This is a genomic window from Marivita sp. S6314, assembly GCF_023015985.1.
Classification (GTDB): domain Bacteria; phylum Pseudomonadota; class Alphaproteobacteria; order Rhodobacterales; family Rhodobacteraceae; genus Marivita.
On the sequence record NZ_JALKAO010000006.1, the window covers coordinates 64,088 to 78,797 of the forward strand.

At 60.6% G+C, this 14,710-nt stretch carries 13 protein-coding genes; 3 read left to right on the forward strand and 10 right to left on the reverse strand.

Going from position 1 to position 14,710, the window contains the following annotated elements; all coding sequences use genetic code 11:
- Positions 1-53: 53 nt before the first annotated feature.
- On the reverse strand, positions 54-1,487 hold the full coding sequence (locus tag MWU54_RS15630) for an NAD(P)-dependent oxidoreductase (protein WP_247085562.1): 1,434 nt from the start codon (positions 1,485-1,487) through the stop codon (positions 54-56).
- Between the two features lie 221 nt (positions 1,488-1,708).
- Here MWU54_RS15630 and MWU54_RS15635 point away from each other — a divergent pair, with 221 nt between their 5' ends.
- Positions 1,709-2,512, forward strand: coding sequence for an undecaprenyl-diphosphate phosphatase (locus MWU54_RS15635; protein ID WP_247085564.1), 804 nt, complete (start codon positions 1,709-1,711; stop codon positions 2,510-2,512).
- A 10-nt stretch (positions 2,513-2,522) separates the two neighbouring features.
- Here the strand turns inward: MWU54_RS15635 and rlmH are convergent, their stop codons facing one another.
- The 5 genes from rlmH to MWU54_RS15660 all read right to left on the reverse strand — a co-directional run bounded on the left by rlmH (position 2,523) and on the right by MWU54_RS15660 (position 7,669).
- Positions 2,523-2,996 (reverse strand): 23S rRNA (pseudouridine(1915)-N(3))-methyltransferase RlmH, encoded by a 474-nt coding sequence (gene rlmH / locus MWU54_RS15640; protein WP_247085567.1) that lies wholly within the window; start codon positions 2,994-2,996, stop codon positions 2,523-2,525.
- Positions 2,996-3,430: a ribosome silencing factor gene (rsfS, locus tag MWU54_RS15645; RefSeq protein ID WP_247085569.1), complete on the reverse strand. Its 435-nt coding sequence runs from the start codon at positions 3,428-3,430 to the stop codon at positions 2,996-2,998. The genes rlmH and rsfS overlap by 1 nt, the downstream gene beginning before the upstream one ends.
- 108 nt (positions 3,431-3,538) lie before the next feature.
- On the reverse strand, positions 3,539-5,881 hold the full coding sequence (locus tag MWU54_RS15650; protein ID WP_247085571.1) for an aldehyde dehydrogenase family protein: 2,343 nt from the start codon (positions 5,879-5,881) through the stop codon (positions 3,539-3,541).
- A 33-nt stretch (positions 5,882-5,914) separates the two neighbouring features.
- Positions 5,915-6,898, reverse strand: coding sequence for a deoxyribose-phosphate aldolase (deoC, locus tag MWU54_RS15655; protein ID WP_247085573.1), 984 nt, complete (start codon positions 6,896-6,898; stop codon positions 5,915-5,917).
- A gap of 87 nt (positions 6,899-6,985) precedes the next feature.
- Complete coding sequence (locus MWU54_RS15660) at positions 6,986-7,669, reverse strand: hypothetical protein (RefSeq protein WP_247085575.1); 684 nt, start codon at positions 7,667-7,669, stop codon at positions 6,986-6,988.
- A gap of 53 nt (positions 7,670-7,722) precedes the next feature.
- On the opposite strand from MWU54_RS15660, the gene MWU54_RS15665 reads away from it, so the two are divergent.
- Together MWU54_RS15665 and MWU54_RS15670 are read left to right on the forward strand one after the other, a co-directional pair.
- Positions 7,723-8,415: a hypothetical protein gene (locus tag MWU54_RS15665; protein WP_247085577.1), complete on the forward strand. Its 693-nt coding sequence runs from the start codon at positions 7,723-7,725 to the stop codon at positions 8,413-8,415.
- 106 nt (positions 8,416-8,521) lie between these two features.
- Positions 8,522-11,515, forward strand: a complete 2,994-nt coding sequence (locus MWU54_RS15670; protein ID WP_247085579.1) for an error-prone DNA polymerase — start codon at positions 8,522-8,524, stop codon at positions 11,513-11,515.
- A gap of 81 nt (positions 11,516-11,596) precedes the next feature.
- On the opposite strand, the gene MWU54_RS15675 is transcribed toward MWU54_RS15670, so the two are convergent.
- The 4 genes from MWU54_RS15675 to smpB form a co-directional block, all read right to left on the reverse strand.
- A complete protein-coding gene (locus MWU54_RS15675) occupies positions 11,597-12,781 on the reverse strand; it encodes an amino acid aminotransferase (RefSeq protein ID WP_247085581.1) in 1,185 nt (394 codons plus the stop codon).
- Complete coding sequence (gene sseA / locus MWU54_RS15680) at positions 12,781-13,638, reverse strand: 3-mercaptopyruvate sulfurtransferase (protein ID WP_247085583.1); 858 nt, start codon at positions 13,636-13,638, stop codon at positions 12,781-12,783. Before sseA ends, MWU54_RS15675 begins: the two co-directional genes overlap by 1 nt.
- Before the next feature lie 103 nt (positions 13,639-13,741).
- Complete coding sequence (locus tag MWU54_RS15685) at positions 13,742-14,014, reverse strand: hypothetical protein (RefSeq protein ID WP_247085585.1); 273 nt, start codon at positions 14,012-14,014, stop codon at positions 13,742-13,744.
- Between the two features lie 162 nt (positions 14,015-14,176).
- A complete protein-coding gene (gene smpB, locus MWU54_RS15690) occupies positions 14,177-14,650 on the reverse strand; it encodes an SsrA-binding protein SmpB (RefSeq protein ID WP_247085587.1) in 474 nt (157 codons plus the stop codon).
- Positions 14,651-14,710 lie beyond the last annotated feature (60 nt).

A 14,710-nucleotide genomic window follows, 5' to 3' on the forward strand; every position in this document is an offset into this window, starting at 1 on the left:
TCCTTTGAAACGCACGGCTCCACACAGGCAATGTCCGGATCGAACCGCCAATTCTATTCCGCCGCCACAGCGCTGGACGCGTTCAAACGTTCAAGGATGGCCTCGGCACAATCGCGCCCGTCGCGGATCGCCCAGACAACCAACGACGCACCGCGCACGATGTCGCCCACGGCATAGACGCCCTCAAGGTCCGTCGCACCCGTGGTAAACTCAGCCTTAACAGTCCCCCAACGGGTCACCGCCAGTTCCGGCGCACCCCAAAGCGTTGGCAACTCCTCGGGTTCAAAGCCAAGCGCCTTGATCACGATGTCGGCGGGTTCAACATAGTCCGATCCGTCGATCACCTCGGGCATCTGACGCCCGGTTGCGTCCGGCAGACCCAGACGCATCCGCTGCACCATCACGCCTTCGACCGGCTCACCAACAAATCCCTTGGGCGCGGTCAGCCATTCAAACTGCACGCCTTCTTCCTCGGCATTCTGCACTTCGCGCTGCGACCCTGGCATGTTGGCCTTGTCACGACGGTAAAGGCACTTCACCGATGTCGCGCCCTGGCGGATCGCCGTGCGCACACAGTCCATAGCGGTGTCACCGCCACCAATGACCACAACGCGCTTGCCCTCGGCATTCAGCTCTCCGCTGTCAAACTCGGGCACAGCGTCGCCAAAGCTCTTGCGGTTGGACGCCGTCAGATAATCCAGCGCCTTGACGATGCCGTCAGCACCAGACCCCGGCCCGGCCAGATCGCGCGATTTGTAAACGCCTGTCGCAATAATCACCGCATCATGCTTGGCGCGAATGTCCTCGAAGGAAATGTCCTCACCCACGTTGCAATTCAGTTCAAATTTGACACCGCCAAGCTCAAGCTGCTCATTCCGGCGCATCACAACTGGCTTCTCAAGCTTGAAACCCGGAATCCCGTAGGTCAGCAATCCACCCGCCCGGTCATACCGGTCGTACACAGTGACCTGCACACCCTGACGGCGCAGCACATCCGCAGCGGCCAAACCACCCGGCCCGGCGCCAATAATGCCAACCGACTCGGTCCGCTCTTGCGTGGGTTTGATTGGCTTTACCCAACCTTCTTCCCACGCGGTATCTGTGATGTATTTCTCGACCGACCCGATGGTCACGGTGCCGTGGCCAGACGATTCGATCACGCAATTGCCTTCGCACAGACGGTCCTGCGGGCAGATGCGGCCGCAGATTTCGGGGAAGGTATTGGTTGCCTGCGACACTTCATAAGCTTCCTGCAACCGCCCCTCGGCAGTCAGGCGCAGCCAGTCGGGGATGTTGTTGTGCAGCGGGCAATGCGTCTGGCAATAGGGCACACCGCATTGCGAACAGCGGCTCGCCTGCTCTTTTGCCTTCGCGTCTGCGTATTCCGCATAGATTTCGTGGAAGTCCTCACGCCGCTCTTCCGCCTCACGCTTGGTTGGCATGATACGTGGCACTTGAACAAACTTGAGCATTGGCTGCTTTGCCATCGGCTGAGTTCCTTCCCTGAGTGTGGTCGCGCCTGATTACAGAAGCGCGATGCAAAAGAAAAGTAAATTATACTGACCTATTTTCTACTTTTCTTGCGTCCAAGGCCATAAATCATGCCGCAATGCAGCTAAAATAGGTCCGAACCGGACATAAATAAACGCTTCCCCTTTATTTCTAGGGGGATATACCCGGCTCAATCGACCGATTTGGACCGTGTGACATGGCGCTGACCCACCTTCTGATCCTCGCACTGATACAGGGCGTGACCGAATTTCTGCCGATCTCAAGCTCCGGCCACCTGATTCTGCTCCCGAATCTGACCGGGATGCAGGATCAGGGGCAGGTCATAGACGTGGCCGTCCATGTCGGCACCTTGTTCGCGGTGATCCTCTATTTCTGGTCCGACGTGAAGGTCGTGACCATCGGAAGCACCCGCCTGATGCGCGGCAAGATCGACACCCAGGGCGCGTTCTGGGCGCTGTGCCTGATCCTTGCGACCATCCCAGTGATTGTGTTCGGTCTCGCGCTCAAGCTCAGCGGTTTGAACGACCTGCTCCGCTCCACCGCCGTGATCGGCTGGACCATGCTGATCTTTGGTCTTGTGCTCTATTGGGCGGACCAAACCGGGCCCACCACCAAAAAGGCCACGAACTGGAGCATCAAGGACGCCGCCATCATGGGCCTGTGGCAAGCGCTCGCCCTGATCCCCGGCACATCCCGCTCTGGCATCACCATCACGGCTGGGCGCCAACTGGGCTATGACCGCGAAAGTGCGGCCCGCCTTGCGATGCTCATGTCGATCCCGACAATCATCGCCTCTGGTGCGCTGCTCAGCGTTGAGGTCATCCAGACCGCCGATTTGGCCGCCGCCCGCGACGGGGCCATCGCCGCCGTCTTCGCCTTTCTCGCAGCACTCGCCGCGCTGGCGTTGATGTTCAGACTTCTGAAATCCGTCAGCTTCACACCCTACGTGATCTACCGCGTGATCCTTGGGCTGATTCTACTGGCAATCGCCTACAGCTAGAGCGCCATCATCACACCCGATGATACGGCGTCCCCGCCGCAATCGACGCCGCGCGGTACATTTGTTCTGCAATCATCACACGCACCAGCTTATGTGGCCAAACCATCGCCCCGAAAGATAGCAGAAAATCCGCCTCGCCGCGCAACGAAGGATCAATCCCATCTGCACCGCCAATGACAAAGGTCACATCCGATCGCCCTTGATCCGCCCAACCCTGCAACTGTTTGGAAAAGTCGGGCGACGACATCACGCGCCCCCGCTCATCAAGGCACACAAGAAGCGACCCGGAGGGGATGGACGCCCGCAGCAAATCCGCCTCTGCCGCCATCCCACCGTTCTTCTTGTCCTCAACCTCGGTTTCCCCGCCAAAGCGCCAGCCAAGCCCGCGCCCGGTCTGTTCGAACCGAGACAGATAATCGTCCACCAGCGCGCGTTCTTCAGAGCGGCCCGTAAGCCGCCCAACGGCGCGCAGATGGACGCGCATTAGCTTGTCTGCGCCGCTCCAGCCGGAAGCCACATCTTCTCAAGCTGGTAAAATTCGCGCACTTCGGGCCGGAACACATGGACAATCACATCGCCCGTATCGATCAGCACCCAATCGCCGGTTTCCTTGCCTTCGATCTTGGACAGGACACCGTGATCCGCCTTGAGCGTTTCGACCAGCTTTTCGGCAATCGCCGTCACCTGCCGGGTCGACCGCCCCGAACACACGACCATATGGTCGCCAATCGCAGACTTTCCGCGCAGATCAATCTGCACGATGTCTTCGGCCTTGTTGTCTTGAAGTTCCGCAAGAATGGCTGCGAGCAACGCGTCGCTGGCCGTTCTGTTTCCGGGTGTGCCGCTCACCGGCAGACCCCCGTCCGTGGCCTTAACCACATCCGTTTGAAGAGACAGGACATCGTCCTCCTTTAACATCACGCCGATCAAGCCCCGGCGCTGGGTAACTGCAAAATAGCATCGGTAAGGTGAATTCTCAATGACTGCGCGGAATTGTCGTCACCCGGTGGCGCAAAGCTGCACACGTCACGCGCCGTAAGGCACCCAAACCGTCTTGACCTCGGTTGCCGCATCAAGAAACACATCCGCATTTCCAGCCGACCAATCCCGCGCCATCCCGTTATTCACCCAACTGCGTTTCAGGTTTGTCGCCGCCCCCCGCTCGATCTCGGCCGACAGGTCGGATGACGAAAATGACCAGACCGCCTCCACATCCATATGAGACGCCAGCGTCGACGCCACATCCAAATGCCGCCCGGTCAAGATATTCACCACCCCGGCAGGCACATCAGACGTCTCTAGCACCTGATAGAAATCCGTCGCCGCCAAAGGAAACGGCTCGGACGCCACCAGGATCACGCGATTGCCCATCGCAAGTGCCGGGGCCATCACGGACACCAACCCAAGCAACGGTTCATCATCCGGGCAAATCGCGCCGATCACCCCGCAGGGTTCCCGCATCGCCAGGGCAACCCCGCGCAACGGCACCTGTGCCACGCGGCCATCATATTTGTCAGTATAGGCGGCATAGGTGAACAACCGGTCAACAGAGGCATCCACCTCTTTCGCGCCACCGCGCGCGCCGGTCATCTGGTTGATCCGCGATGCAAATTCGTCTTTCCGCGCGGCAAGGTTTTCGGCGATGTAGTACAGAATCTGCGCCCGGAGATGCGCCGTGGTCGCGGCCCATCCCTTGGCCCCGCGCGCCGCTTCAACCGCGTTGCGCACATCCTTGCGGTTGGCCAGTGGTGCTTGCCCGATCAGCTTGCCCGCCTTGGTAAACACCTCATAGGCATAACCGCCATCCGGCCGCGCCTGCTTGCCCCCGATGTAAAGCTTCGCCGTCCGGTCCACTGCCTGCGGTTCGGTATCCGGCCCGGAACTGAAGCCCTCAACCTTGGCCAACGCCTTCGCCTTACCCGCAGGTTTGGTATAGGCGCGCAGGCCCTCCGGCCCACCTTCACGCCCAAACCCACTTTCGCGCACGCCACCAAAGGGCGCTGCAGCGTCGAACATGTTGGTCCCGTTGATCCAGACAATCCCCGCCGCCAGCTTGGGTGCGACATCCAACGCCACATTGATATTCTCGGACCACACCGTCGCCGCCAGCCCGTAGCGGGTGTTGTTCGCCAACTCGACCGCCTCAGATGGCGTGCGGAAGGTGGTGCCCACCAGCACAGGCCCGAAAATCTCATCCTGCATCAACGGGTCCGCCGCACTAAGCCCGGTAATCAGAGTCGGCGGATAGAAACACCCGCCTTCGGGCAGATCGCAAGCAGCCTGATACATCTCACCCGCTGTGTTGCCATCAACCAGCCTTCGGATCGTCTCCAACTGCTTGGGGTCCACAATCGCGCCCACATCAATCGACTTGTCCAAAGGCGAGCCAACCCGCAGCTTATCCATCCGCGCACGCAGCTTGGCATAAAACCGCTCCGCCACGCCTTCCTGAACCAAAAGCCGCGACCCCGCACAACAGACCTGCCCCTGATTGAACCAGATCGCATCGACCAGCCCTTCCACGGCTGAGTCGAGATCCGCATCCTCGAACACAATGTACGGCGACTTGCCCCCAAGCTCCAACGTCAGGGCCTTTCCAGACCCCGCCGTCGCCTCCCGTATCCGCCGCCCAACAGCGGTGGACCCGGTAAACGCCACCTTGTCCACGTCGGGATGTGTGACAACCATCTCACCCACCGCACCATCGCCGGTGACGATGTTCACAACACCTTTCGGCAGCCCGGCCTGACGGCACATATCAGCGAACAACAGTGCAGTCAGCGACGTATATTCCGCGGGCTTCAACACCACCGTATTGCCCGCTGCCAAGGCAGGCGCGACCTTCCACGCCAGCATGAGCAAGGGAAAGTTCCAAGGGATCACCTGCCCGCAAACGCCTTGCGCCACGCGACCCGCGCATTCGGTGTCAAACACCTGCGCCTGACCCGCGTGATAGTAGAAATGCCGCTGCGCCAACGGGATGTCGATGTCCCGGCTCTCCCGGATCGGCTTGCCGTTGTCCAGTGTCTCCAAGACGGCAAACAACCGAGAATGCTTCTGCAACAGCCGCGCCAATGCATAAAGATACCGCGCGCGCCCGGCACCGCCCAGCCTCTCCCACTTGCCTTGCGCTTTGCGCGCCGCCGCAACCGCCGCATCCACATCCGACGAAGACGCTTGCGACAGATGCGCCAGCACCTCGCCAGTCGCCGGATTACGGCTCTCGAACACCTCACCGGGATCGGTCATGCGCCCGTCTATGAAATGCCCGAACCGGCTTCCCTGATCGACCAACCACGCAAGCGCATCCCCGGCCGATTCCGGTGCCGTCCCATAGTCCATCGTCTCGAATATCTCTTGCACGGTCATGGCTTCTTCTTTTCAAAAATATGCAAAGGCATCCTATCCACCGGCATGCCGCCAAGACGCTGAATAGGCCCCGGTCACGTGATGCTCCAATTGCCGCTCGATATCGCCCAGCAGCGATGACGCACCGAACCGGAAGAGATCGTTCTGCAACCACCGATCCCCCAGTTCTTCTTTCATCAACGACAGGTACACCAAGGCATCCTTCGCTTTGGAAATCCCGCCCGCAGGCTTGTACCCCACGCGAAAGCCGGTCTCCTCGAAATACTCGCGAATGGCGCGGATCATCACCAAAGACACGGGCAACGTCGCGTTGACACTTTCCTTACCGGTAGACGTCTTGATAAAATCCGCCCCCGCCATCATGCAAACGAGTGACGCCCGCGCGACATTCTGCAACGTGCCCAATTCACCGGTGGCCAGGATCGCCTTCACATGCGCCTCACCACAGGCTGCACGAAAGGTCTTCATCTCGTCATAAAGCGCGTCCCAATTCCCGGTGAGCACATGCCGCCGCGAAATCACGATGTCGATCTCGGCAGCACCCGCTTTGACGCTTTCCTCAATCTCGGCCACGCGCAGATGAAACGGCGACAACCCGGCTGGAAAACCGGTGCTCACAGCCGCCACCGGAATGCCAGACCCGGCCAAAGCCTCAACCGCGGGTTCGATCATATCGTGATACACACAGATCGCGCCCACTTTCAGGCCATCCATGCCCAGCGCCTCAAGCAGATCTTGCCGCACCGGCTGGCGCCCCTTGGCACACAAGCGCTGCACACGCCCGACCGTATCGTCCCCCGCCAAGGTCGTCAGATCAATGCAGGTCACCGCCCGGCATAACCATGCCGCCTGATGTGCCTTCTTCACCGACCGTCGCCCCGGCAAGGTCGCCGCGCGCCGCTCGATGGCGGACCGGTTCGCGGTCGCCCGCATCACCCAGTCCAGATCAAGCGCCGTACCGGCATTGCGCGCCTCAAGCGTCTGCGGAAGGTTCAAACTGTCCGTCGCTGTGTGCATCCAAGTCACTCCTTACGCCAATGCTGACACGCAGGCCCACCGCGCACAACCCGGGACGCCACGTAGGCTGCCCCGAACGCGGCGGCGCTACCGGATCAGGTTCGAAAACCAGCGTTTGATCGCAGAGGTTTGCGGCCGCAGGATCGGCAGATGCAGGATCCGTGGTTTCGGCTGATCCGAATAGATCAGCTCTGATGCTTCGAAGATCCGTTTGTTGTATTGCGGCGGGAATACGTAGAACCGCAGGTCGGAATGCCAGAGCGTCTCACGAAAGGTCGGCTGATCGATCTTCATGCCCGCCGCGTCATACGCCGCCTGCCAGGCATCAAAGAACGCCTCGGTCTCGGCCGACTTGCGGTACAGCAGCACCCCGCAATTGATTTCGGGAAAGGTCTCCGGCACCTCGGTTTGCCACATCCGCCGATGCCGTGGCCGATGCCACAACATCACATGCGCGCCACACAGATCGAATTTCTGCAACAGATCGAACAGGGACGACAGGTCCGCCCGGATCATCGTGTCATTGTCCAGATAAAGCGTCTCGTCATAAGGGCTCAGCTTCAGCGCCCCGACCTTGGGCCGCGTCATCCCCGGCGGAATCACAAACGCCTCATCAAACCCGCTGGTATCATCGTCCGCCGCACACCAGATGGCGCAGGACAAATCCGGATTGAACCGCTTCACCGAAGCCGCTGACCGCCGCGCCACGTCCACATGCGCCTTGCCCCAGGCCACATAGACCACACCCCGCCGTGCCATTTGTTGCCCCATGACAGCCCCTGCCCGCTTGACGCCTCCACGCGCCTCGTGTCTGCAATAGCACCATGACGCGCCAAACACAGCCAGAGCTCAACGGTTTTTTGACCGATCTCAGAACCGAATGGCTGTTCCCCGATACGGTGCTTCTGACCGCACGCTACCATGTGGACCTCTACCACCACGATCTGCACGCGATATCGGGCATTCCCCTGCCAGACCGGCTTGGCAAGGCTGTGACAAAACGAAGGGCCGAATTCCTGGCCGGGCGTCTGCTTGCTCGGCAGGGCCAAACGGCGCTGGGCTGCAAGCCGCGCACGGTCCCCATCGCCGCAAACCGCGCACCTGTATGGCCCGACGGGATCACCGGCTCACTGACCCATGCAAAGTCGCAATGCGCCGCACTGGTGTCGACCAACACAGACCGGACCCTCGGGATTGATTGTGAGGCCATCGCCAATGGCACATCCCTCACCGCAATTCGCTCGCAAACCCTGACCATCACCGATCTTGGCTGGATCTCGTCCCCCTATGAGGCCACCTGCCTCTTTTCAGCCAAGGAAACGCTTTTCAAAGCGCTGTTCCCGCAGGTCAACCGGGTCTTCGGGTTTTCGGCCGCTGAACTGACCGCCGCCATCGGCCCCGACACCCTGTCCCTGCAACTGACCGAAAATCTGACCGACACGCTGGTCGCCGGGACAGGGTTTACGATCACCCATCGTCAATGGGAAACACATGTCCTGACCTGGCTGGCCCGTTAAGCATCTTCTTTTTTCAAATATGCAAATCCGGCCCCGCCACGGGAATGGCCTGCGGGAATAATCGAATCACTGGAAAAAGAACAAAATAAGAACATAAAGAAAGGGTATGTTCGCAGAGCTGTCGATCACCTCCAATTTCACCTTCCTCACCGGGGCCTCTCACCCCGAGGAGTACATGACCCGTGCCTCCGAACTGGGCCTATCCGCCATCGCCATCACCGATACCAACACCGTCGCGGGCATTGTCCGGGCGTGGACCGAGGCCAAACAGATCAAACGCATCCTTAAGGAGCGTGCAGAGCAAGAGGCCGAACACGGCCCCATCGGCCCGCCGGTCCCGGATCACATCCCGCACCAGCGCTCCCAAATCCTGACAAACGTGCCACGCCTGATCCCCGGCGCAAAAATCGTCACCGACACCGGCTTCACCGTCACAACGCTTGCCAGCACACGGCAAGGCTGGGCACATCTCTGCCGCCTGATCACCAAGGGTCGCACCCGCGCGCCCAAGGGTGATTGCCACCTCAAGCTCGACGATCTGATCCAGTGCTCAGACGGCCTGTACTGGCTCCTGCACCCCCCAACACAGGCGCAAACGCATCCGGGCGGCGCGCGCGATTGGCGGACACAGGCGCACCGCCTGACGCGCCGCTTCCCCAAGGCAACCTACCTTGTCCTCAGCCCCCAATACGACGGGCAGGACCCCAGCCGCTTTGACCAGAACGCACAGCTGGCAACAGACCTTGGCATCCCCACCATCGCCTCGGCCACACCGATCATGCACCACGGCCGCCGCCGCCGCATGGCAGATGTGGTCACAGCAATCCGCGAAGGCTGTCGCGTGGACGAATTGGGCACGCAGGCCCTCGCCAATGGCGAACAACGCCTGCGGTCTGAAGCAGACATGCGCCGCCTGCTCGGCCCCCACGCCGACGCTGTCGACCGTGCCGCGCAACTGGCGCAAGACTGCCATTTCGACCTCGGCCAGCTGCGCTACGAATACCCAAGCGAGATCACCGCCAATGAAACCGCCACGGAACGGCTGATCCGCCTGACCTATGAGGGCATGAAATGGCGCTACCCCTATGGCGCACCCGACAAGGTCAAACGTCTGCTCAAACACGAACTCACGCTGATCGAAAAGCTGAACTACGAACCCTATTTCCTCACCGTCCGCGACATCGTCCATTTCGCCCGCAGTCGCGGCATCCTCTGCCAAGGGCGCGGGTCCGCCGCGAATTCGGTTGTCTGCTACTGCCTCGGCGTGACCTCCGTGTCACCGGAGCTTGGCACCATGGTGTTCGAACGCTTCGTCTCCGAGGCGCGGGACGAGCCGCCCGACATCGACGTCGATTTCGAACATGAACGCCGGGAAGAGGTGATCCAGCACATCTATGACCGCTACGGCCGCCACCGCGCCGGGCTGTGTGCCACCGTCATCCACTACCGCGGCAAACGCGCGATCCGAGAGGTGGGCACCGCGATGGGCCTCTCCCAGGACACCATCGGCGCGCTGTCCTCACAGCTTTGGGGGTTCTTTTCCACCAACGGGCTGGAAGAACACCGCATGCGCGAGATTGGCCTTGATCCGAACGATCACCGGCTCAGGCTCACCATGGAGCTGATCTTCGAGATCATCGGTTTCCCCCGTCACCTCAGCCAACATGTCGGCGGGTTCATCATCACCGAAGGGCGGCTGGACGAGTTGGTGCCCATCGAAAACGCGACGATGGAAGACCGCACCGTTATCTGCTGGGACAAGGACGACATCGACGCGCTGGGGATCCTCAAGGTCGATGTGCTGGCGCTTGGCATGCTCTCCTGCATCCGCAAAAGCTTTGACCTGCTCAAGCTGCACCACAACACCAGCTACAGCCTTGCAACGCTGCCCCCCGAAGACCCGGACGTCTACGACATGCTCTGCCGCGCCGACAGCATCGGCGTGTTCCAGGTCGAATCCCGCGCGCAGATGAACTTCCTGCCGCGCATGCGCCCGCGCACCTTCTACGATCTGGTGATCGAGGTCGCCATCATCCGCCCCGGCCCCATTCAGGGCGACATGGTTCACCCCTATATCCGCCGCCGCAACGGCGAGGAGGAGGTGTCGTTCCCGTCTGATGAATTGGGCGCGGTCCTCGGCAAAACCCTTGGCGTGCCGCTCTTTCAGGAACAGGCCATGCAGATCGCCATCGTCGGCGCGGGCTTCACCCCCGAACAGGCCGACCGCCTGCGCCGGTCTCTGGCCACCTTCAAGAAGCACGGCAATGTCAGCGAATTTCGCACCCTCTTCATGCGCGGGATGCGCAAGAACGGCTACGAGGAAGACTTCGCCGCACGTTGCTTTTCCCAGATCGAAGGCTTCGGCTCTTACGGCTTCCCCGAAAGCCACGCCGCCAGCTTTGCGCTGCTCGTCTATGCAAGCGCCTGGGTCAAACACCACCATCCGGGTATCTTCGCCTGCGCGCTACTCAATTCCCAACCGATGGGCTTTTACGCCCCCGCCCAGATCGTCCGCGATGCGCGCGAACATGGCGTGACCGTCCTGCCCATCTGCATCAACGCCAGCTATTGGGACAACGTGATGGAACCCGATCCGAACGGTGGCCTCGCCCTGCGGCTTGGCTTTCGCCAGATCAAGGGACTGTCCGAAGAAGACGCGCAATGGATCGCGGCAGGTCGGGGCAATGGCTACCTCAGCGTGGCCGATGTCTGGCGCCGCGCCGGGCTTGATCCATCCGTGATCGCGAAACTGGCCGAGGCCGATACCTTCCGAGCCCTGGGTCAGACCCGCAGGCAGGCCCTTTGGGACGCAAAAGCGCTCACCGCCAAAAAACCGCTGCCCCTTTTTGACGGCGATATCGACGGTGAGGGCATCACCGAACCCGCGGCGCTCTTGCCTGAAATGACCGAGGGCGAACAGGTGGTCGAAGATTACGTCGCCATGCACCTGACCCTGCGTCGGCATCCGGTGGCGTTGCTCCGGCATCTTCTGACGCCAGATCCGTCTTGTACGTCTGAACCGTACAAACCGTCCCAAACGTACGGAAAGACAAAACCGCCGCCGATGCCATTGCCTTTGACGCGGGGCAATCCGGATTGATCCCAGCACGTCCCCCGCATCTCATTTTCAAAAATATGCAAACACGACGGCACCCCCTGCGCCACGTTTGCAAGGCAGGCCTTAGATGCCCACCTCGATCATCGCTTTTGCAAGGATGGGCACCGTTTCCTTGTTCAATCCGGCGATGTTCAAACGCGAGTCGCCAACAAGGTAGATCGCATGCGCGTCGCGAAGCTTTGTCACCTGCTCGGGTGTTGCGCCCAATCGCGAAAACATACCCCGGTGCTGGGCGATAAAGCCAAACCGGTCAGACCCGGAAAGGCGCTGCAGCTCGCTGGCCAATTGCTCGCGGATTGCCAACATGCCATTGCGCATGTCTTCCAGTTCAGCCGCCCAGTCAGCACGCAGCGCATCATCGTTCAGAACCATTGTCACAACCCGCGCCCCATGGTCCGGCGGAAAGGAATAGTTCTGGCGGTTGAGATAGGCCAACGTGCCCTGATTGAGCCCATGCGCGGATGGATCGGATGACACGGCCATCAACAAACCGGTGCGCTCGCGGTAAATCCCGAAATTCTTCGAACAACTCGCAGCAATGATCGTTTCCGGAACAGAGGACGCGATCAGACGGGTTGCAGCCGCATCTTCCTCCAGCCCGTCACCGAAGCCCTGATAGGCAAGGTCCACCATCGGTGTGGCCCCGGTCTTGAGAAGCAACTCAACCAGCGCCGTCCACTCCGTCATGTTCAGGTTGGCCCCGGTCGGATTGTGGCAGCACCCGTGCACCAGCACGATGTCACCCGGACCAGCCGCGGCAAGGTCTGCCATCATGCCGTCGAAATCGACACCACGCGTGTCCGCATCGAAATAGCGGTAGGGCACCATCGTCATGCCCATATGCTTGAGGATGGACAGGTGGTTGGGCCATGTCGGATCGCTGACAAAGACCTTGGCATCGGGGTTCGCCATGCGCACCATGTCAAAGCCCTGACGGACCGCGCCTGTACCACCCGGCGTCGCCACAGCCGCCACATTGCCGCGCGGAACGGCGTTACCCAACACCATGGCGATCATGGCGTCACCGAATGCGGGATCACCGGCAAGGCCTGTATACGCCTTGGTGCTTTCCACTTCCCAAAGCTGCTTTTCTGCGGATTTGATCGCCCGCATGATCGGCGTGTTGCCGGACGCATCTTTATAGACGCCGACACCCAGATCGATTTTACCGTCACGTGGGTCTTCGCGGAAGGTTTGCATCAAGGCCAGAATCTTGTCTGCGGGTTGTTCCTTAAGCGTCTCGAACATCAGTCGTCTCCTGTGGCCACGGGTACGGTGGGGAACATGCCCCATTCGGACCAGGACCCATCATATAAAGAATGGTCGTCTTTCCCCATGCGGGCCATCGCAAGCGACAGGATGGCCGCCGTCACACCGGATCCGCAGGTTGTGATCGCGGGGCGCGACAGGTCAACACCCGCCGCCTCGAATATCGCGCGTGTTTCCTCAACGGACTTCATCGTCTGATCGTCGTTCAGCAAAGACGCGTAATGCACGTTTTTCGAACCAGGGATGTGACCGGGGCGCATGCCCGGGCGCGGCTCGGGTTCATCACCACGGAACCGCCCCGCAGAGCGCGCATCAATGATCTCGTGATCCTGCAGTTTTGAGGCAGCCGCCACCTGGGTCACGTCTTTGACCAGATGCGCCTGACGCCGCACGGTCATGTGGCGGTCCCGAACCACAGGCGGCAGATCTTCCAGGGCGCGCCCCTCGGCCACCCATTTGGGCAACCCGCCATCCAGCACCGCGATATCATTCTGGCCCATCAGCTTGAACAGCCACCAGACGCGGGCCGCCGAAAACAGGCCAGCCCCGTCATAGACCACCACCTGATGACCATCGCCGACACCCATCGCCCGCATGCGAGACATGAATTTCTCGATCGGCGGTACCATGTGGGGCAGATCCGACCGGCTGTCGGAAATCTCGTCGATATCGAAAAAGCGCGCGCTTGGGATGTGACCCGCCGCGTATTCCGCTTTTGCGTCCCGGTCCGACCCCGGCAAGTAATAGGACGCATCAAGGATGCGCAGGTCAGGATCGCGCATATGCGATGCAAGCCATTCGGTGGAAACAAGTGTTTTGGGATCGTCCTGTGCCATAAGCGCCGCCGCGTCAGTCTGGGTCGGCTCTGCATAGAACCCGCGGCGGCGACTCGCAAGAGAGACCCGGTGCGTGAGGGAGACGCACCGGGCACCTTCGTGGTCACTTGGCCAAGGCGTTCCGCACGACACCGATGATGGCGAGAACGACCCCACCACCGACACCGCCGCTTGCGACCTGACCCAGGATCGACGCGATATCCAGCCCACCTCCGCCAGCAGATGCCCCAAGGCCAGACAGGATCGTACCACCCAACCCGCCCCCGACGAGGCCCGCAATCGAATTGATCAATGTGCCCTGGTTGAGATTTTTCAGAAGACCACCGGCCACGTTGCCGCCAACCGCACCTGCGAGAAGTGAAATGATAAGTTCCATGCTGAACCCTTTCCCTGTTGGACCCGAAATCGGATCGCTCCGGCTGGGTTAAAGCAAGGCCGAGCATCGCGCGGCAGTGGGAAAGGACACCCAGTTTTCCCGCCTCGGGTGACGATGCGTCGACGCATCGTGTGCTTTCCATCCATGGAAAGCGCGCTGTGATTACCCGGCGGTCTTCAACAACCGCTGCTTCTGCCGGCCCCAATCGCGCTTGGCCTGGGTTTCGCGTTTGTCGTGATTTTTCTTACCCTTGGCGATGCCGATCTTCATCTTCACCATGCCTTTGTGGTTGAAGTACAGCACCATCGGCACCAGCGTCATGCCCTTGCGCTGGGTTTCGTTCCAAAGTTTGGACAGCTCTTTACGCGACACCAGCAGCTTGCGCCGCCGCCGTTCTTCGTGCGGGAACATCGCGCGGTTGTAGGGCGCAATATACGAGTTCACCAACCACAGCTCACCATCCTCCACCGCAGCATAGCTTTCGGCGATATTGGCGCTGTTTTCCCGAAGGGATTTCACCTCGGAGCCCTGCAAGACGATGCCCACCTCAAGATCATCCTCAATCGCATAGTCGAACCGCGCGCGACGGTTGTCGGCGATCACCTTGTAGTTCGGATTGTCTTTCGGCTTGGCCATCGGCGCGGTCTCCTTATCCCGCAGAAGCTTTAGATATAGGAGAACGCATCAAGTTTGAAA

What these genes read in the sequence shown, in the direction of transcription:
- MWU54_RS15630 (WP_247085562.1), bottom strand. Translation starts at nt 1,487, where the DNA reads ATGGCAAAGCAGCCAATGCTCAAGTTTGTTCAAGTGCCACGTATCATG.
- smpB (WP_247085587.1), bottom strand. Translation starts at nt 14,650, where the DNA reads ATGGCCAAGCCGAAAGACAATCCGAACTACAAGGTGATCGCCGACAAC.
- rlmH (WP_247085567.1), bottom strand. Translation starts at nt 2,996, where the DNA reads ATGCGCGTCCATCTGCGCGCCGTTGGGCGGCTTACGGGCCGCTCTGAA.
- MWU54_RS15670 (WP_247085579.1), top strand. Translation starts at nt 8,522, where the DNA reads ATGTTCGCAGAGCTGTCGATCACCTCCAATTTCACCTTCCTCACCGGG.
- MWU54_RS15635 (WP_247085564.1), top strand. Translation starts at nt 1,709, where the DNA reads ATGGCGCTGACCCACCTTCTGATCCTCGCACTGATACAGGGCGTGACC.
- MWU54_RS15665 (WP_247085577.1), top strand. Translation starts at nt 7,723, where the DNA reads ATGACGCGCCAAACACAGCCAGAGCTCAACGGTTTTTTGACCGATCTC.
- sseA (WP_247085583.1), bottom strand. Translation starts at nt 13,638, where the DNA reads ATGGCACAGGACGATCCCAAAACACTTGTTTCCACCGAATGGCTTGCA.
- MWU54_RS15660 (WP_247085575.1), bottom strand. Translation starts at nt 7,669, where the DNA reads ATGGGGCAACAAATGGCACGGCGGGGTGTGGTCTATGTGGCCTGGGGC.
- MWU54_RS15650 (WP_247085571.1), bottom strand. Translation starts at nt 5,881, where the DNA reads ATGACCGTGCAAGAGATATTCGAGACGATGGACTATGGGACGGCACCG.
- deoC (WP_247085573.1), bottom strand. Translation starts at nt 6,898, where the DNA reads ATGCACACAGCGACGGACAGTTTGAACCTTCCGCAGACGCTTGAGGCG.
- rsfS (WP_247085569.1), bottom strand. Translation starts at nt 3,430, where the DNA reads ATGTTAAAGGAGGACGATGTCCTGTCTCTTCAAACGGATGTGGTTAAG.
- MWU54_RS15685 (WP_247085585.1), bottom strand. Translation starts at nt 14,014, where the DNA reads ATGGAACTTATCATTTCACTTCTCGCAGGTGCGGTTGGCGGCAACGTG.
- MWU54_RS15675 (WP_247085581.1), bottom strand. Translation starts at nt 12,781, where the DNA reads ATGTTCGAGACGCTTAAGGAACAACCCGCAGACAAGATTCTGGCCTTG.